Annotated in this window: 14 protein-coding genes; 3 read left to right on the forward strand and 11 right to left on the reverse strand. The window is 56.5% G+C overall.

The features are described 5' to 3' along the window. Nucleotides 1–19 precede the first annotated feature (19 nt). Nucleotides 20–5230: an AAA family ATPase gene (locus tag ACR0J8_RS19505; RefSeq protein ID WP_480891720.1), complete on the forward strand. Its 5211-nt coding sequence runs from the start codon at nt 20–22 to the stop codon at nt 5228–5230. Between the two features lie 42 nt (nt 5231–5272). On the opposite strand, the gene ACR0J8_RS19510 is transcribed toward ACR0J8_RS19505, so the two are convergent. The 3 genes from ACR0J8_RS19510 to ACR0J8_RS19520 are packed head-to-tail and all read right to left on the reverse strand — an operon-like array spanning nt 5273 to nt 9045. Then, nucleotides 5273–6595, reverse strand: a complete 1323-nt coding sequence (locus ACR0J8_RS19510) for a hypothetical protein (RefSeq protein WP_170613922.1) — start codon at nt 6593–6595, stop codon at nt 5273–5275. Nucleotides 6596–6599: 4 nt separating this feature from the next. Continuing rightward, complete coding sequence (locus ACR0J8_RS19515) at nt 6600–8798, reverse strand: alkaline phosphatase family protein (protein ID WP_480891723.1); 2199 nt, start codon at nt 8796–8798, stop codon at nt 6600–6602. After that, nucleotides 8749–9045: a hypothetical protein gene (locus ACR0J8_RS19520; protein ID WP_480891726.1), complete on the reverse strand. Its 297-nt coding sequence runs from the start codon at nt 9043–9045 to the stop codon at nt 8749–8751. The genes ACR0J8_RS19515 and ACR0J8_RS19520 overlap by 50 nt, the downstream gene beginning before the upstream one ends. A 385-nt stretch (nt 9046–9430) precedes the next feature. Between ACR0J8_RS19520 and ACR0J8_RS19525 the strand changes: the two genes are divergently transcribed. Next, on the forward strand, nt 9431–10009 hold the full coding sequence (locus ACR0J8_RS19525; RefSeq protein ID WP_480526724.1) for a helix-turn-helix domain-containing protein: 579 nt from the start codon (nt 9431–9433) through the stop codon (nt 10007–10009). A 40-nt stretch (nt 10010–10049) separates the two neighbouring features. Here the strand turns inward: ACR0J8_RS19525 and ACR0J8_RS19530 are convergent, their stop codons facing one another. From ACR0J8_RS19530 to ACR0J8_RS19565, 8 genes are all read right to left on the reverse strand, one after another. Then, nucleotides 10050–10622: a thiamine pyrophosphate-dependent enzyme gene (locus ACR0J8_RS19530; protein WP_480526722.1), complete on the reverse strand. Its 573-nt coding sequence runs from the start codon at nt 10620–10622 to the stop codon at nt 10050–10052. Then, complete coding sequence (locus ACR0J8_RS19535; RefSeq protein WP_480526721.1) at nt 10619–11167, reverse strand: decarboxylase; 549 nt, start codon at nt 11165–11167, stop codon at nt 10619–10621. The genes ACR0J8_RS19530 and ACR0J8_RS19535 overlap by 4 nt, the downstream gene beginning before the upstream one ends. Further along, nucleotides 11167–12261: a pyridoxal phosphate-dependent aminotransferase gene (locus tag ACR0J8_RS19540; RefSeq protein WP_480526719.1), complete on the reverse strand. Its 1095-nt coding sequence runs from the start codon at nt 12259–12261 to the stop codon at nt 11167–11169. The genes ACR0J8_RS19535 and ACR0J8_RS19540 overlap by 1 nt, the downstream gene beginning before the upstream one ends. Nucleotides 12262–12503: 242 nt before the next feature. After that, on the reverse strand, nt 12504–13448 hold the full coding sequence (locus ACR0J8_RS19545) for an AEC family transporter (RefSeq protein WP_480526717.1): 945 nt from the start codon (nt 13446–13448) through the stop codon (nt 12504–12506). A 174-nt stretch (nt 13449–13622) separates the two neighbouring features. Then, nucleotides 13623–14120 (reverse strand): sarcosine oxidase subunit gamma, encoded by a 498-nt coding sequence (locus ACR0J8_RS19550; RefSeq protein WP_480526715.1) that lies wholly within the window; start codon nt 14118–14120, stop codon nt 13623–13625. A 1-nt stretch (nt 14121) separates the two neighbouring features. After that, nucleotides 14122–16992 carry a 2Fe-2S iron-sulfur cluster-binding protein gene (locus ACR0J8_RS19555; protein ID WP_480891732.1) on the reverse strand — a complete coding sequence of 957 codons (2871 nt, stop codon included), beginning with the start codon at nt 16990–16992 and terminating at the stop codon, nt 14122–14124. Then, on the reverse strand, nt 16979–17236 hold the full coding sequence (locus ACR0J8_RS19560) for a sarcosine oxidase subunit delta (protein WP_480526711.1): 258 nt from the start codon (nt 17234–17236) through the stop codon (nt 16979–16981). The genes ACR0J8_RS19555 and ACR0J8_RS19560 overlap by 14 nt, the downstream gene beginning before the upstream one ends. Before the next feature lie 13 nt (nt 17237–17249). Continuing rightward, nucleotides 17250–18416, reverse strand: coding sequence for an FAD-dependent oxidoreductase (locus tag ACR0J8_RS19565; protein WP_480526710.1), 1167 nt, complete (start codon nt 18414–18416; stop codon nt 17250–17252). A 438-nt stretch (nt 18417–18854) separates the two neighbouring features. On the opposite strand from ACR0J8_RS19565, the gene ACR0J8_RS19570 reads away from it, so the two are divergent. Further along, nucleotides 18855–19643: a phytanoyl-CoA dioxygenase family protein gene (locus ACR0J8_RS19570; protein ID WP_480891735.1), complete on the forward strand. Its 789-nt coding sequence runs from the start codon at nt 18855–18857 to the stop codon at nt 19641–19643. The last annotated feature ends 42 nt before the right edge of the window (nt 19644–19685 follow it).

Consider the following 19685-nt stretch of genomic DNA (forward strand, 5'->3'; position numbering starts at 1 on the left):
CAGGAAGGTAGTTTCTGCCTTGCATCTTGAAATCGCCGGATACCAGATCGAACAGCAGATCGAGGCGTTTTACGCAAGTTCGCTTTTTCATGCCCGCAACAGCAAAAGCGGGCAGCCGGCGATTGTCAAAACCTTGTCTGCCGAGTTCCCCGATATTCGGGATGCCAAGCGGCTGGAACGTGAGTATTGGCTGTTAAACGAGCTAGGCAGCCTGGACGGGATTATCCCGGTCACGGATATGGTTTTCCTTGGCAATGGCGCCCCGGTCATGATCAGCCCCGCGACCGGATGGACATTGTCGCATTACCTGCGCGCCAAACGAACCGCCACATGGCCGCTTGAGCGTGTTGTCGACATCATAGTCCGGCTTACCACTGCGCTGGACGCCATCCATGCGCGCGGTATGGTTCACAAAAACATCGCACCACAGAATATTCTGCTGGATGACACGGACTGGAGCGTCCGGCTGATGAATTTCGAAATCGCGACGGCCCTTTCGCGGGAACATCAGGGGAAAGTCGCTTCGAAACTGATCGAGGGCCATCTGCCTTATATCTCGCCCGAGCACACCGCACGGATTTCGCACGATGTCGACTACCGATCGGATTTCTATTCTCTTGGTATCGTATTCTTTGAACTTTTGTTTGGGCAATTGCCATTCAGGGCCGAAACGCAACTTGAATGGGTCCATGCGCACATCGCCAAGCGGCCACGTGTCCCGGATGATGCCGGGGCATATGTTCCAGCGACGCTGGTCGAGATTGTGCTGCGGCTTTTGGCCAAAAACCCTGAAGACCGCTACCAAAGCTCGTTTGGCCTGTTGCACGATCTTGAGATCTGCCGCCGAAGCCTCTCGCGCACAGGTGAAATTGCGCCCTTCGATATCGCGCAGCGAGACACGTCCGAAACGTTTCGTGTTCCACAAGTGCTGATCGGACGCGATGCCGAGCTGGAACAATTGACCCAATTGCTTGCCAAGGTAGAGGCCGGCGCATCCGAGCTATGCCTGATCTCCGGCAGTTCAGGGGTTGGGAAAACCGCGCTGGTCGCGGAACTGAACCGGCCAATTCTTGAGGCGCGCGGCTTTTTTCTGCGCGGCAAGTTTGACCAGTTTGAAAGGGTCAGACCTTATAGCGGCATTGCCGCTGCATTTTCCGGGCTGGTTCAGGAACTGCTGGCGGAACCGCCAGAGTCCCTGGCGACGTGGAAATCAAACATAGTCGGCGCATTGGGACGAAACGCACAAGTGTTGCTGGATGTCCTGCCGGATCTGGGGCTGATCATCGGACCGCAACCGCCGGTCCCGACCCTTCCTCCGACCGAGGCGCAGAACCGGCTGCAACTGACATTTCTAAGCTTCGTAAGGCTGCTGGCGGATGAAAACCACCCGCTGGTACTGTATCTTGACGACCTGCAATGGAGCGATGCACCGACACTTAACCTTTTGCAGAAAATGGCAACGGCCCGGGACATAGGTCATCTGCTTATTCTGGGCGCTTATCGCGAGAATGAAGTGGACAGCGGCCACCTGCTGAGCCTGATGCGCAAGGAGGTTGCCAAGACACGGGCGGTACATGATCTGACCTTGCCGCCGCTGGATCAGGCGGTCGTGAACCAGATAGTTGCCCGGACATTCCGAACGGATGAGGCGGACACGCAAGAGCTTGGCGCTGTTCTTTTTCAACGAACCGAAGGCAATCCCCTGTTTGTAAAAGAACTGCTTCAATCCCTGTTCGACGATGGGATGATTAACTTTGACCGCACACATGGTCGCTGGACATGGGATCTGGCTGCGATCAGGAAGGCCGAAATTGGCGATAACATTGTCGAGTTCCTGATTGGAAACCTGAACAAGCTTCCGGATGACACCAAGGAAACGTTGCGCATGGCCGCCTGTATCGGACACGAGTTCGACATGGCCAAGCTGTCTCTGATTCATCAGCGCTCTAAAGAGCAGCTGGGCCTGTCCCTGATGAGCGCCCTGGCCCGCAACATCATCCTGCCCTTGGACGACAGCTACCAGCTTTTCGATCAGGCCGCAGCTCTGACGGACGCCAGGGCAGATGCGGCAGTCAACCCGCGCTACCGGTTCCAGCATGATCGTCTGCATCAGGCCGCTTACGAGTTGATTGATGATGCCGAAAAACAGCCCGTTCATCTGTCGATCGGACGACTTTTGCAGAGCGAAGACACGGATGAGCCGCAAAACGAACGCCTGATCAAGATCGTTCGCCATCTGAACGTGGCGCGCGAACTGATCACCGGGAAAGATGACAAGCGCGAACTGGCAGAACTGAACCTGGCGGCTGCTCGCATTGCGCACAATGCGTCCTCTTATCAGGTGGCTTTGAACTATTTGCGTGTTGCCCGGTCCCTCCTTCCTTCGAACCCGTGGCAAGAGGCCTATGGGCTGACCAGATCGCTGTCATCGCTTTATGCACAAACTGCCTATCTGAACGGCTTGCATGACGAGGCCGATGCCGAGTTGTCGCGCGCGCTGGAAAGCCTTCGGACCTCGCTGGACAAGGCGCGTGTGTTGTCGATGAGAACAAGGCATTACTCGACCTTAGGCCGGATGAAAGACTCCATCGATTCAGCACTCGAAGGGCTTTCCCTTCTTGGGATCAGGTTCACGGCGGATGTCTCGGATGCAGAGGTTGAAGCAGAAATCGCAGAAATTTCGGTCAACCTGGCAGGCCGGGAGATTGCCGATCTGATCAACGTGGGCCGTATGACGGACGCCAATATGGAAACGGCGGTCGGGCTGTTGATGGAGATCTTTCCTGCGGCCTTTCTGTCAGGTGCCGGAAACCTGTTCCGTCTCTTGATCCTAAAATCCGTCAACCTGTCACTGCGGTTCGGAAACTCGGCCGAAACCGCCTTTGCCTACTCGACGTACGGGATGTTGCTGTGCGGGGGCATGAACCGCCCTGCTGAAGCGATCAAGTTCGGCAAGCTCTCGCTTGCAATGAACGAGGCATATGACGACATCGCCCTGAAATCCCGCATTATTTACGTCTACACGATGTTCATCCACCACTGGGGCCACCACTGGAGCACGATGACAGAATGGTTCACCCGTGGCTTGGAGGCGGGATACCAGTCGGGCGATCTGTTGTATCTGGCCTATAACGCTCAGGATTGCATCATCTGGGACCCGCGTCTGGATCTTGAAACCGCAATTGCCGAACAGTCGCGATACATGGTGATCGTCAAAGACTGCAACTATGCGGACAGCTACGATTCAGGCAGTCTTTTTCTGCAGATGTTGCAGAATTTCGCAGGCAACACCCGGGATTTGTATTCACTTAGCGATGAGACGTTCGATGAAGTTTCCTGCCTGAATAGAATGACCGAGCGCGGGTTCATGACAGGTGTCGCGAATTATCACATTTATAAGACCGAACTTTACTGCCTGTACCGCGACTTCAAGGGAGCCGTTCCGCACGTGACCGCGCAGGAAAGGTTGATGGACAGTGTCATGTCGCTGCCGCAATCCGTTCGGTTCCGGTTTCTGGCCTTTCTGACCTATTCCGCGACGTACCAGACATCCCCTGCGGACGAGCAACCGCACCTATGGCTGAAGATGGAAGAACACGCCAATCATATGGCCGACTGGGCCCAGCACTGCCCCGAGAATTTCAGCCATCTCGACCTTGCCATGCGCGGAGAGTTTGCGCGCTTGCAGGGCGATATGTTGAATGCGCTGTCGTGTTATACCCGGGCCGTCGCATGTGCCGAAGAGAACGGGTTTACCCGCGACCGGGCCATGATTCACGAACTCGCGTCGTCGGCCTTTGAGAAGATCGGCCAGAGTTTTGCGGCCAATGCGCATCTGGACGCTGCTCGCCGCCTGTATCACCGATGGGGTGCAAGGCGGAAAGTCGATTTGATGGATGCCGAGAACCCCACCCTTCAACTCATCGCACCAACCCGTTCATCGGGGGACAGGGATGCAGAAAACAGCGGATATTCGATCTCGCACAGCGCTCTTGACTTGCAGGCGGTCATGAATGCGGCCCGCGCGATTTCGGGCGAAATCGTGTTGAGCAATCTGCTGTCACGCACAATGCGCATTCTGCTGGAAAGCACGGGCGCGCAGCGTGGCGTTTTCCTGTCAATGAATGACGATCAACTACTGGCCGAAGTTGAATGCCTCGTTGAAGAGGGCGACCTGGAAACACGCAATATTCAGTTTGAACCCGACCCCGATACCCTAGCAATGTCCGTTGTCAATTATGTGGCCCGAACCCAGAAACCTCTGGTTCTCGACGATGCAGCCGGCCATCCGCGGTATGGCATTGATCCTTATGTCGTCAGGAATCAGATCCGCTCGGTCATGTGTGTTCCGGTGATCCGTTCCGACCGCTTTTCCGGGATTGCCTATCTGGAGAACAACCTGGCCGCCGGAGCATTCCCGGAGGAGCGGGTTGCAATTGCCGAATTGCTGACGGCGCAAGCCTCAATATCCATCGAGAACGCCAAGCTTTATGTCGATCTTGAGCAGAAGGTCGAACAGCGCACCGCTGAACTAAGTCAGAAAACAAATGCACTGGAAGCCGTTGCAAACCAGCTGTCCAAGTACCTGTCACCGCAGGTATATCGATCGATTTTCGATCGCAGGAAAGAAGTCAGACTGACGTCGGAGCGCAAGCTTCTGACGATCTTCTTTTCGGATCTGGTCGGGTTCACCGAGCTTGCCGAACAGATGAGTTCCGAAGATCTGAAGACATTGCTGAACCACTACCTGTCAGAAATGTCCGAAGTTGCTTTGTCTTTTGGCGCGACCATCGACAAGTTTGTCGGCGACGGAATTGTCATCTTTTTTGGCGATCCGGAAACCCGCGGGCCTGAAAATGATGCCATTGCATGCGCCAAAATGGCGATTGCCATGCGTGACAGACTTGGAGCGCTGCGCGAGGAGTGGCTGAAAGAAGGCATCCGAAAACCTCTGGAATGCCGCATGGGCATTCACACCGGATACTGCACCGTTGGCAATTTCGGCAGCGAGTCCCGAATGGATTACACCCTGATTGGCCGCGCTGTGAACCAGGCCTCGCGCCTTGAAAACGCTGCGCGCACCGGTAGCATTCTGATTTCGCAGGACACGTATGACCGGATCAAACCCGAAATCGCCTGCGTCGAACATGGAACGGTTGAACTGCGCGGCATCGGGGCGCCCGTCAGAACATACGAAATCACTGGTCTGAAACAGGACGAAAACACCTGAGGTACATGAAAGACATCAATTGTCCCGTTCTTGGACGCCTCGCTAGCTGTGTGTCATGCTGTTCTTCGGTCCGGACGGAGGCGCAATCTTGCACCCGCAGGTTTCGTTCCCAGCCCCGGCGCACCGCGCCATCGCTTCGTCGAACGTGTATTTCGGGTGCGGCGGCGGTCCCGGACAATAGAACAAGTCCATCTGGGCCAGCGCGCACATGACCTGCGCGTCGTGTGGGTCACCGGGATTGGGCGGCCCGAGCCCTTTGGTGTTGCCGAACCAGCGTTGGCAGGCATTCTCCTTTGCCTGCTCCGGCTCGATATCGGGGTTTTTGGTGTATTCAAACAAAAAGGACGCAGCCACCAAATCCTGCGCCTCGTACATCCGAATATCCGGTATCTTTTTCGCGCAGTCCGTGCACTTTCCGGTCACTCCTGCCGCGATCATGTGGTTGGCAACCATATACGGTGTCTCGCGCGGGTCGTCGGGGGAAATCCGTACTTTCCCGACCTGCAAGACCGGCGTTTCCGGCGTGCCGTTTTCGTCTTTCGGCATATCATCCTTGAACGCGACCCTGAACCAGCCGGGAGCCTGCGGATCATAAAGAGGTGATCCGCAGACCAGCAGCGGCAGCGTGTGACGCTCACCTGTTGCGTTGGGCCCATTCAGATAGAGGTTAAGCATCGATCGGATATAGCTGCGCTCGGGCGGGCCATCGAAAAAGCCCGAGGCCATCATGATGGGAAAATAGTCATTGGGGTATTCGCTTTGACCTGCACCGGGCGCGGCGATTGGATTTACATCCACAATGGTTCGGTAAAAACTCACGTCATCCGCGGGAATTCCGCTGGCCCGCAACACGGTATCCCAGCGATGCATGGTCATACACTCCAGAAAAGTACCCTGCTGCAACACCTGCCACGGCGGGTAATGCATCAGCAACAAACCCCGCTGACCCAGGACGTTCAGCCCCAGTGGCGGGAAGAGATGCCATTTGCACAGGCCGTCGTCCTTGTCGCTGTTGACCGGATAACCGGCCATCGGGTTCCAGACCCCAAGGTCCTGCAACAGGTTTTTTCCCGCGACCGCCTTGCCCGCGGCATCCGGCGCGAACAGTTTCTGATGGTGTTCGGCAAAGACAGACAACGCCGCTTCCGGCTGATCAGCCGAGATCGAAACCCGGTATTGCCCGCCTGACTTTGTGACCTGCACGTTGCCCGAGGAAAACCCGTCAGCCTCAAGCGAGTTCCTTGTGTAATGCGCAATCACGCTTTCGCGGTCGGTCAACCCGAGATCGGAATTGGCAAGTTCGGCAGGTGGGAACAGTTCGTTCAACAGCTCCACCGCCCCCAGAGAATAGGAAAACTCAGCCATCGGATCAGCCATCCGAACCGATAGGCGGATAGTCCTTGTCGTAAGGCACCGAGAGCTTAGGGTGATCGGTGCGCGGATCGCTCAGTTCAAACACGGATTCAAAAGTCGGTGCCGCCTGTACCCGATCGCCCAAGCCCCAGCGCGCACGCGGGATGCCGTACCAGTCCAAAACCGTCGACAGCAGAGAGGTGCCTTCATACGGCTGCGGTTGGCCACTGCGAAACACCGTGTTGGATTTCACTCGCGGCGACACCACTATTGTCGGAACACGCGGACCCAAAACATCATACTTGAACCCGTCGTTCACATCCCTCGGCCAGGCCGGTTGTGCCATCGGTGGTGCCTCATGGTCGTACATTCCTCCGCCCTTGCTGAACGTGATCACCAATGCGGTTTTGTCCCATTGCGGGCTGGCCCTCAGCGCCTCGTAGATCTCTTTCAGTTTGCGTTCGCCCGGAACCATGTCGCCGGAAGCACCGGGATGATACGAGGTCGCGCCACTTGGTGCGATCCAGGCGGGTTCGAGGAACGAGAATTTCGGCAGCATCCCCGCCTTCGCATCTGCAATGAATGTGCTAAGCGGCTGCACGTACTGAAACTTGCTTTTGTCCACGCTGGGCAACTGATTGCGCATATACAGGTGATAGGTGAACACTTGGTTCTCCCATTCCACCGAGTAATAAATCTTCCAGTCCTGATGGCCGTTGTTTTGAAGCACTTTCCAGATCGGCTGCCGCAAGGGCCGCTCTGCGTATTGCGTGTATTGCGGCTCACCTTCGCAGTTTACCGTAATGTTGTAGTTCGATCCCGACAGGGCAAAACCCCGGTTGGCAATTGTGCCGCCCGGCATGGGTGAAAACCAATAATCGCTCACCGCGTAATTCTCGGCCAGACCGTTCAGCACCGGTAATTGTGTCGGGCTGAACGAACTCATTGCTTCGGGGCTGAGGTTGTTGGACACAAACCCGCCCATGTCCGGCACTGCACCGCTTTGATAGGCAGGAAAACCGCCGCTGTATTGCTGCTGAATGCTGTCGGCTGTCGAATGAAACGGATCGATCTTGGGCGAGGAGAGTACGAACTGATCGCTCAGCTTGCCATCCTCATACTGGTGCACCGGATACGGGGTGCCTTTGTAAGTGTTCGTATAGGATTTTGAGTTTGCCTTGAACGGCGGTTCCGCGTTCACATAGTTCAGGTGGGGTGCGTCCGCGTCGTATAGCCAGCCCAGAACACTGTCCATTGTCCGACTTTCAAGCATGTAGACGACCACATGTTCGATATTGGTGCGCATGAAATCCATAGTGCCGGGAACAAGGGCTTTGGCGGCATCAATGGGAATCGGCATCTGTACCGGAGTCAGCTGACCGGACACATCAAACCCCTGAGGCAAGGCGCCCTGTTTCAGGGGGCCGACAAACGGGTCGGGAAGGAACGGATCAAACCCCCAAAGCCGGTAACTCCCATCTCCGGGCGCAATGTCCAGAATGTTCTCACCCATGGCGATTAGGTGGTGCGAGGCATCAATGTCCGGGCGCGTGCCTTCAGATATCGTCGGCATCGACAACGGATGCCAGTTTTGCGGATCAAAGTTCCACACGCGGTATTTCGAATGATCCGCGATCCATTCGAGCACATAGTTGCCCATGGGCAGCAATGCGCTACCGCCGGTGATCTCAGCAAAGGCATCCTGCGGCCCCATCGAGGTAGGCAGCGGGTCGGGCGGCGACATCGGGCTGGGTGCGGGATCGAAATTCCACAGCATATATGTCCCGCGTGCAGCTGTCGGCATATAGGCCATGACATATCCCGTCATGGGCACAAGCTGCACGATATCCGTTTCAGAGGCATCCCAGGTATAGTGATCGAAATACTGCCAGAATTTGTGCTGCTTCCATTTCCCCGATTGCAAAGGCTGAACGCTCAGCGGGTCGGGGTTGGTCGGGTCAAATTCGAACAGATCATAAGGAACATGGGGATCTTTTGGGTCCTGAAGCTGCGACAGATCATAGGAGAGCATATACCCACCGATCGGACACAGCTTTGTGCTGGATGGAAAGTTTGATCCGGGCGACAACAGGATCTGTTCGAACAGCTCAGGCAGATCCATGTTCAGCCGCCACAGGCTGTAGGTGTCGCCGCTGTTGGCCTGGTTAATCAGATAGGTTGGTGCTGCATTTGCGATAAAGTCTTTCTCGGCCATGTTTCCGTCCAATCCATGCGGGGTCAAAAACTGAAAAAAGAGAGAAATGGGAAACGATTTGTTCACCAATTTGCAACAAATACGCCAAATCAAAAAGAAAAATCTTCTGACCTCCGAATGAGCCGCGCATGGCTGGGGGTGGATTTTTGGCTTTGAGTTGCGCTGCTATGAGGCGCTGGAAACCGACCCAATAGACTGTCAGCCAGTTTTCCGTCGACAAAAACGATTGCCGTGCGCCACGTCCCAAGAAGACGACCTACGTTCAAGATTGCATTACAGAACAAAGGTCTGCCGTGTGAACGTAATTCTGTCGTCATCGACAGATGGGGTGGTGCCGGGGTTTACCGAAAAACGAACTGAGCATCCGAAAACCAACATGTCCCATACGCGGGCGAGTGATAGAGATTGATAACATCATTAAGCTTCATTTGTGGATGCTCAAACCTGCGAGAGACCGGTTTTGTTCCGCCGAAAGCGAAAAGAATCACCGTGATGTGATTGCAAAAATCCAATCGAAGCAACGGATGACCAATAAGCCTCGCGACAATGGTTTTTTGTGAATCCTGCACTGGTATGGATGTCGATGCTGTGCCAATCTTGTGCCCCGGATAACCTGATCGGCAGCGTTGAAAGTGGAAAAGAAAAACGACCCTGAAAGTGAAGTCGGTCAGACGCTTCAGCGGTTGCGGCATGAACGGGAACTGACGCTGGGCGATCTTGCGGCTCGGGCGCAAGTATCCACTGCGATGATCAGCCGGATCGAAAACGCCAACGTCTCGCCTTCGCTTTCAACACTGCAATCTTTGGCAGATGCTCTGGATGTGCCGCTGATGGCGCTGTTTGCCCGGTCGGATATCGCTGCAGATGTTCATCACGCGCGCGTTGGCGATGGCCTGCCCGCGCGGCGCATCACGCAGGGGCATGCGCATAACTATCTCCTATTGGGCAAGCACTCGGCACCCGGGGGGATTTTTCAGTCTGCGCGAATTCGCATTTCAAAAGAGCAATCCGGCAATTTGCCCAACTATCAGCACGAAGGTCATGTGTTCATCTACATGATCGAAGGGCAGGCCACATACCGTTGCGGAGGAGAGAATTTCCAGATGTCTGCGGGGGATACATTGAGCTTCGATGCCAAGCTTCCGCACGGCTTCAGTGAAATCCTGTCTGATGCTGTCGAGTTCATTACGGTCTCAACCCGCCCGCAATAGGGCGCTGCCAAGCTTCGGCCTGTGAGGCCGAACCTTGCAGCTATCGGCGATTGAGCGCTGCGCGAAAAGTCGAACGCGCCTCTGCGCTGTGAATGTAGGCGTAGTCTCTGGGATAGGAGGTTCCTGCCGTGATCTCCATCGAAACAAACTGAGGGCCTGCCAGAGACAGGATCTGCGGCGCGGCTTTGGCGAACCTGTCAACATTGGTGAATCGCTGAACCCCGGCATAGCCAGCCGCCCAGGCCATTGCAGCAAAGTCGACCTTTTCAGCACCGGGCAACGGATGCGCTCCGTTCACCTCGTAAACCCGATTGGCCGAAAGAAAGTGATAGAGGTTCGACACGCCAGCGCCGGCGATCGTCACCAGCGACCCGAGGTTCATCAGCAGGCTGCCGTCGCCATCAAGAACAATTACGCGCCTGTCCGGATTGGCCAGCGCCAGACCCAGCCCGTGGGACGATGCCTGACCCATCGCGCCAACGGCGACATAGTTCAGGTCTCGCGGGTTCAGGGCCAGCCAGTCAAAGCAGCTTTGATAGACTGCAACTACAATGTCACTGTCATGAATGTGGGGGATCAGCGCCCGCAACGCCTCGTCGCGACGCATCGTCATGACGCCTCCGGAGGTCTGCCGATCAGAAAGATATGAGGCTGCGAGGATGCATAGGCCATTGCGATGGCCTGCGGTATGTGGGTTTCGTCGCCGGGTTCTTCGATCAGCGAATGCGATACCTCCATCGCGTCAAGGACAGGGCGGATTATCCGAACACCGTAGGAGGAAGATTGATCCGGGTGCACATGTGGTTCCTTGCCCTGCAAACCAACCATCATCACAACGGGCAATTCATAATCCATCCCGATCGCACGAATTGCATTTAGGGAGTCCATCAACCCTGTCTGCTGCATCATCAGAACGGCCCGGGTTCCATTGTAGGACATGGCGCCGCAAATACTGACACCTTCATCCTCTTTGCAGATCCGCGTCAGTCGAAAATCGGGATCCTTGGAAATGGGCCACAACAGACCGTCGCTGGTGACGATATCCGGAAGGGCGACGATTTCCTGAACCTGTGCGGCCTTGAGCTGCGCAATGATCGCGCGCCCCGACGGGTATGCAACCTTTGGCGCGTCCACCGTAATTCCGGAAGACATACCCATTACACGCCACCGTTCAGGAATTTGGCAATTCCGTCCCGTGCAATTTTCAATTCATGCATATGCCCGACTGTAATGCGCAGATAGTCCGTGTACGCTGGCGATGCGAACCGCCGCACGGCAATGCAGTGCTGCAAAAGCGCGCGTGTCGCAGCTTCTGCTGACTTGTTGCCATCCGGGAAGTGAACAAGAACGAAATTTGCCTGACTGGGGATGACGTCCAGTCCCAACCCCTGCATCTCGGCGGTGATCCAGTTCCTGCCCAAGCGGTTGGCATCGCGAACATACTGAGTGTGGGCTGTGTCCTCCAATGCGGCGATCGCAGCCATTGCCGAAGGCGAAGCAACCGGAAAGGTCAGCCCGATCCTGCGAACGACATCGACGATGTCGTCAGGCCCATACAACCAGCCCACGCGCGCGCCTGCCAGACCGTAGATTTTTGAGAATGTACGGCACATGACCACGTTTTGGGCCTCTTCAACCAGAATATGCGCTGGCTCGTAATCTTCGGCATCGATGTATTCTTCATACGCCGCGTCGATTATCAGCAGTACATTGTCTGGCAAGGCGGCGTGCAGGCGGCGAATTTCAGAGCCGTTCAGATACGTGCCTGCGGGGTTTTCCGGGTTGGCCAGATAGACGATGCGGGTCCGTTCGGTCACGGCTTCGATCATGCGGTCGACAGAGGGTTTGAAACCATCGTCCGCAACCGACACGACGCCTGCATCGTTGGCGTGCGCATAGTTCGGGACCTTCAGGTACCCGTTCGCGCTGCGGATCAATTCAGTACCCGGACCCAGATAAGCGCGGGCAAGCCGTGCCAGCAGGTCGTCCGATCCCTGCCCGGTTGTGATCCGCGTGGCATCGAGGCCGAAATGTTCAGCGATGGCCGGGGCGAGAGTTAGATCGGGGTTTTCCAGATACCGTTCGATTGAACTTGTGGCTGCCTGCGCGGCGGTCCGGGCCAAACGGCTGGGACCAAACGCGCTTTCATTGGAATTTAGCAGGACAGACGGTGGAGGTGATGCATCAATCGCCCCTGCGACCATGTGGGGTTTGATGCGCGAAATTCCTGATTTCGCCAAGGCTACTGTCATTCTTGTCCTCCAGCAGTCACTGGCCGGGTAGGTGGCGCTTACTTTTATCATACAATGTTTACTTTTTAGCAACTCAATTTCAAAAATATTATGAATAAAGTAAGCCTTCATGGATGAAGGCGGCGCGACGCTTGTTTGCCCGGATACCTGCGGCATCGGGTTGGAATTGAAAGGCATGAAACGACAGCCCAAAGGGCAAACGGCTTTTGGGCAAACTTCAGCGAGGGTCGCTTGGAACTGTATTACCCGGCCATCGGAAGCAGTATCGCCAATGAAAGCGGTATACTGACCGCAGCAATCAGGGTCTGCAGCGTGACGATCGCCGCCATCAAAGGCGCATCACCACCCAGTTGTTTTGACAACGTGTAAGAGGACGCACCCGTCGGAACAACGGAATAAACCACGGCGATCTGCAGCACGTTCTGCGGCAGTCCAACGGCCAGTCCGATTACCAGAACCGCGACAGGGAAAACCACCATCTTGCCCGTGAACGCAAGGATCAGGGGTATTGTGCTGGCAGCCATTGCGCGGACTCTCAGGTTTGCGCCAACGGCCAGCAGAGTAATAGGCAGCGCCCCCGCACCCAGAACATCGGCCACATCGTGAACCACCGGAATCCGGTCTCCGATCAGCTGGTTGGCACCCACTGCCAGCAGGATTGAAATGACATAGGGGTTGCGGGCCAGTTCACGCAGAATGGCCAGCGGCAGACTCGTGGTTCTGTCGCTTTTCAAAGAACCGACCAGCATGATCACCATGACGATATTGGTGATCGGAACAAGGATCGCCGTAGCCAGAATGGCGATGTCAAACCCGGCCGGACCGAAAAGGTTTGCCGCCAGAGCAAGTCCTATGAAGGAATTGTGCCGGGCACTGCCCTGCAAAATGGATGTCCCCTGTGGCGGTGCGAAACCCATCAGGCGCGTACTGACAACCGCAAAGATCAGCGCAGCAACAAACCCGCCAAGGATCGTGGCCGAATAAAGCCCAAGCGCTGATTTGTCCAAAGGCGACATTGAGATCTTGCTGAACAGCAGGCATGGCATCAATACCCAGTAGACAAGTTTGTCGTTCAGATTCCAGAAGTCCGTGCTGGGAATGCCGCCTTTCCGAAGGGCCAGCCCAAGGGCAATAATCAGAAAGATCGGCAGAATGGAGGTCAGCGTTGTCAGCATGGCAATCAGCATTTCGAAAGGCGCTTATTGAGCGGACCTTTTCATGCCGGATATTGCAATTCAACAGGTGGTTTCGCTCTGACTTCAAGTCAGGATCGTTATTCTCGTGAGTTGCGGAAATTGGTCCGCTAGGCGGCCCATTCAAAGCTGCAAGAACAAAGGCCCAAGCTGTGAACCTCCGTTTCTTCAGGCGGTCGCCCGGGCCAGATAATCCTCAATCATATCGCCAAAACTCTGTTCGACTGCGAATTCGAAACCGCCATCACACCTTGTCACGAGCGCCTTCAGGCCAAACACCTCGGAATAGGTCACGTCATCCGGGCCGAATATGGTTTCGTTCAGATCCAGCGGACAGGCAATGGCCATCACGTCGGCCGCCTCGGGTCCGGCAACGCGGAAAAACGTCAGCGTGTCCGAAATTCGTACGATGCTGATATCTTCCGGGCAATCGGCCGGTTTGAGCCTTTCCTCATATTCCTGTTCACGATTTAGCCCAGTCCGAACAATCCAGTGATTTCGGCCGACATGGTACAGTTCGGCCCCCTCTTGCCCGATGCGGGTATTGGGTTGTTTTGGCAAGCTCGGCAACAGGTCCTTGACCCAGCTTTCGATTGCCTCGGGTTGCCCCTTAAGATCAAAAAGTGCGCTCAGGCTCTGGCGCGCAACTTGTACGTCATAGCTCATCTCAGGACCTCAGAAGTTTGCCGTCGGGGTCGTGAAACACCGGTCTGGTGATTGTGACCGGGATGACCTTGTCCCGAAGACGGACATACGCGGTTTCACCGTGCCGGGCATGTCCGTTTTCCAGCAAAGCCAACCCGACCCAGCGGTCGTTTACCACGCTCCAGACGCAGGCCGTAACCAAGCCTTCGGTCGCCTCCTTTCGGCCGCCGGGGGTCAGTGGCGCGCCTTCCGGAACCTGCTGGTTGGTGTCTTCGGGCAGAATGCCAACCAGTTCGCGGCGAACGCGCCCGCTTTCGCGTCGCAGCAAGACCGAGCGTTTGCCAAGATAGTCCGGCTTCTTTTTGGACATGACCCAGCCCATCCCCAGATCATATGTGTCGACGGTGCCGTCGACTTCGTGACCCAGCGAAAGAAACCCCTTTTCGACCCGCAGTACATGGCTGGATTCCGAACCGACCGGCAGAATCCCAAATGGGGCACCCGCCTCCATCACTTTGTCCCACAGTTCGGCCATATGACGCGGGGCAACATTGACTTCAAAGGACAGCTCTCCGGTAAAACTGACACGAACGACACGGGCCGGAAACCCGGCAACGGTGCCATCCCGGAAAGACATGAAGGGGAACGCGTCAGTTGACAGATCAATGTCCGTACACAGTGCATGCAGAACATCCCGGGCGCGCGGCCCGCAGATCGTAGCATTGTTCCACTGGCTCGTGACTGTGGTGATCATCACCTGCCAGTCCGGAAACTCGTTCTGCAGAAGTTTCTCCATATGCTGGTTGATCGAATCCGCATGGCCCGTCGAGGTCGAGACCAGCCAGCGATGCGCGTCCAGCCGAAATGCCACCCCGTCATCCATGATCAACCCGTCATCCGACAGCATCAGCCCGTACCGCCCCTCGCCAGGTTTCAGACTGGACATGAAGTTCGTGTACAGAAAATCGAGAAAGCGCGGTACGTCGCGGCCCTTCAATTCGAACGTTCCAAGCGGCGAGCCGTCATAGACACCGACACCTTCTCTGACTGCCCGGCATTCACGGTTGACAGCCTCCTGCAATCCTTCGCCGGGTTTTGGGAAATAGCCAGGACGCCGCCAGCGTGCGCCAGCCTCGTACATCACCGCGCCGTTGTTTTTGTTCCATTGTGTCACCGGAGTGTGACGATAGGGAAACAGAACGCTGTCCTCTCGCAGCCCTCCGATCGCGCCGAAGGAGACCGGAGTGTACGGCGACCGGAACGTTGTCGTACCGACCTCCTGCAACGGTACGCCCTTTTGCATTGCGACGGTGCCGATGATGTTGATATTGCCGGTTTTCCCCTGATCGATGCCCATGCCACCAGTCGTATAACGCTTCACGTGTTCGACATTGTCATAGCCTTCGCGCAAGGCCAGATGTACATCGCTGACCGAGACATCGTTCTGGATGTCCAGAAACGCCTTGCCGCGTTGCCCCGGCACATCGACACGCCAGAGCGGTTCGATGTCGTACGTCAGATCTTGGCCGCCGTCGATGATCCGACCCAGGTTCATTTCCCCGGCCGCGGCACCCGTGGCGCGGCAAGCCTGGGCCGCTGTTTCGGGAACAAATGCGGCCAGATTGTCATCAAACCGCAGCGAGCTGCGGGATTGCGACCACAGATGCACAGTCGGGTTCCAGCCGCCGGAATGACCCAGTAAATCGCAGTCAATCCATGTTTCAGCGCCACTGTCGACGGCGACTGCGCGGACGGCGCGCAGACGTTTGTGCCCGCGTGCATCCGCAGCCACCGTCCCTGGATGAACCGAGATACCCGGCACCTTGTCCAGCGCGGCCTGAGGCACTTTTTTGCGGCTATCGAGAATTGCAACAACAGCCAAACCCGCCGCCAACAGATCAGCGGCGACCGCATAGACGCTGTTGTTGTTGGTGAACAAGGCCACGCGGTGCCCGGGAACCACGCCCCAGCGGTTCACATAGGCCTGTATCGAAGAGGCCAGCATGACGCCGGGACGATCATTGTCGGCAAAGACCATTGCACGCTCCGTGGCGCCGGTGGCAATGATCACTTCACCTGCGCGCACCCGCCAGCTGCGCTCCAGAATACTGTTCTGTTCCGGCTCCCGTTCGTTCACGATGAGCAGGTTGTGTTCGCGATAAGCCCAGACAGTTGCGTTTTGCAGATGGGTGACATTGTCCATCTTGCGCAGTTCCCGAACAGCTTCGGCCACCCATTCCACTGCTGGCCGCCCATTGATGGTCAGCGTCCGGTTGAGCAGGCTTCCTCCTGCCTCGGGTCCCTCATCCGCGATGAACACCCGCTTTCCTGCACGGCCTGCCTCAAGCGCGGCCTGCAGGCCGGCGGGGCCTGCTCCGGCGATCAGAACATCAGCATGGGCGTGCCGCGCCTCGAACCGGCCCGCAGAGGGGGGCTGAGAGGGTGCTGCGGCGAGCCCCGCAGCCTTGCGGATTGTGGGTTCAAACAAGTGCCAATCCGGCCATTTGAAGGTTTTGTAGTAAAACCCGGCCGGGATGAAGCGACCAAGCAGTTGGTTCACCCCGCCCAAATCGAAATCGGGCGAAGGCCAGCAATTGACGGAACGGGCGCTCAGCCCATCGCGAAGGGGTACGGTGGTTGCGGGGCGGTTGCCCGATGCGTCCTCGCCATCCAGTTCTACCAGAGTTGACGGTTCCTCGGGGCCATGACCGACAATGCCGCGCGGGCGGTGGTACTTGAAACTGCGGGCTGTCACACGAACGCCATTGGCCAGCAAGGCCGAAGCCAGAGTGTCGCCCTCGTACCCTTCGTAGCGTTTGCCGTTGAATTGAAACTGCAAAGGTCGATTGCGGTCTATGCGCCCCCCGGACGCGAGGCGGTTACTCTGTGCCATGGGGCGCCTCCACAATCTCGTGTGTCCGGGTATCGCGCCAGATCGTCAGCCATTCACCGCATCCGCGCGCGTGCCACCATTTTTCCTGCACAGGTCCCAATGGGTTTGGCACAACAGTCAGGTATTCGACCCACTCCGTGTCACTGACGGCATTCGGATCGGGCCGGTCCGCCCCGACCGGACCGCCAAAGATGAATTCGCTTTCGTTTCGTTTGCCGCAAAATGGGCAGGGTATCAGCATCATGGTCCTGTCCTTTTCATCGCGCCGTGGTCGTGCCGGCTTCCATCACGAATTCAAGATGACGGAACCGGTCGAGGGTGAAGGATGCCATCAGCGGGTGCGGTTCTCCTTTGGCGACCAGATGCGCCAACGTCAGACCGCCCGCCGGGATTGCCTTGTATCCGCCCCACCAACCCGCCGTGACGAACAGTCCGGGCACTTCGGTCTGGTCCATGATGGGGGATGCATCATGCGCAATGTCCAGATGCCCGCCCCATTGGCGCATCAGTTTGAGTTTTTTGAAGGACGGGAACAGGGAAAGCATCGAAGCAACCGTGTCTTCAAAGACGTTTTGCTTGATGTCCCGACGAAAACTCTGCCCCATATCCGGAGCGCCGCCGATCACCATTTCGCCTTTGTCGGACTGACTGAAATAGAACCCACTGTCCGGGCAATTCACTATGACGTCGACCAGCGGTTTGACAGGTTCCGACACAAAGGCCGTCAGGTTCATCGTCCGCAACGGCAGTTTGAGCCCTGCGGTTTCCGTCAGCGTCGTTGTATGGCCCGACACCGCCACGACAACCTTATCCGCGTGTATTGTTCCCCGATTGGTCTCGACACCGGCAATCTTACCATCCGAGCAGCGGATCAACGACTGCACGGCGGTCTGTTGATGGATTTCCACACCCATAGCGTCAGCCGCACGAGCATACCCCCAGGCCACAGCATCATGTCGGTTCACGCCTGCATCGGTATGAACCATGCCGCAAATGACCGGCAGGCGCGCATCCGGCCCTCCGCCGGTCAGCGCCGGAATGCGACGACGCAGCTCTTCCGTCGTGATCTGTTCATAGGTCGAGCCATAGATATCCATGACCAGTTGGCGCCGCCGCAGCTCCCGCAGTTTGGGCCAGGTCTGCACAACATCAACCATGGTGCGTTTTGAATGCATCATGTTGAAGTTAAGCTCGTGCGTGAGGCCTTCGTACATCGCAACAGATTTGACATAGAAAGGGATCGACTCGTCACGCATATAGTTCGACCGGATCGTCACCGTGTTGCGCGCGATATTTCCACCGCCCAGCCAACCGCGTTCCAGAACTGCGACATTTGTGATGCCGAATTCTTTCGCCAGATAATAGGCCGTAGCCAAACCGTGCCCCCCTGCCCCGATCACAACGACCTCATATCTGTCTTTCAAGGGCGGGCTTCGCCAAGCCAGAGGCCAGTTGCGGTGTCCGGACAACGCATTCCGAGCGAGCGAGAATATGGAATATCTTTGCATGATGGTAATAATATTTATTATTAATCAAACCACGTCAATAAACATATTTACCAGGAAGCAACCAAAATTTCGCGTCCAGAACCTCTGAACCGAACCGTTGTTTTGGCGGACCATTCGGGTTGCTTCCGTATTTTCTGGCTATTCACAGCAGTTTGGCTAGGATGTCGCCATGATACGCCGCGTTGAACAGTTTCATCGAAGCCTTGCAGGCAAGTGGTCGGCCCGGTCGAAATGGCCCTGTTTAATAATCAATTGCCGTAGTTCACCTGCCTCCTGAATCCATGAGAGCCCGGGCGCGTCGCGCCCATTTTCTACCGTCCTGCAATTCGGGCGGATTTAGTGGATGGAAATGCAATGACATGTACAATTGACACAATGGCCGTTCAGGAAGCCTATGCACGCGACGGTGTCGTGTTGCTGAAGAATATCCTGTCCGAGGAGTGGTTGGCCAAACTGCGCCAGGCTGTGGACACCGAAGTCCAAAAAGGCGATCGGTATTTTGCCTACAAAAACATGCGTGAAATGCCGGGCGTGTTTCAGGATTATTGCCTGACCTCGGACATAGGCCAACGTGTGGCAGAGGTGGCCGGCAGCCCCTGGACATCGTTGATCTATGACCAGATTTTCGTGAAAGAGCCCGGCACACAGACCCAGACCGGGTGGCACACGGATCAACCCTATTGGCCGGTGTCCGGCCCGATCATGACGATGTGGATCGCGCTTGACCCTGTCGATCCTGACAATGGCGCACTGGAATTTGTGCGTGGATCACATGCCTGGGGCGCCAAATACCGACCGTTCAAAACCGATCAACTGGGTGGTTTCTTGCATTATCTTGAGCAGGACAACCCGGAATACATCGACATGCCGGACTTTGAGGCCAACCGCGCAGACTATGACATCTTTCACTATGACCATATGGAGCCCGGTGACGCTTTGGCCTTTGACGGGATGATCGAGCATTCGGCGATGGGCAACAGAACCACGACCCGCCGAAGACGCGGATATGCAATACGGTTTGCAGTCAAAGGGGCAACCTATGAACCGCGCGATGCGGTGACCGAATGGCTGCATGATGAAAGCCTGCAACCCGGCGCCCCGTTTGCAGGCGGACGTTTCCCGGTTATCTACGAAACTGCATAGGCTGAATGTGGCAAGGGCCGGTGTTCCGGCCCTTCACCGCGA

It is taken from the genome of Ruegeria sp. N11, from assembly GCF_056531525.1.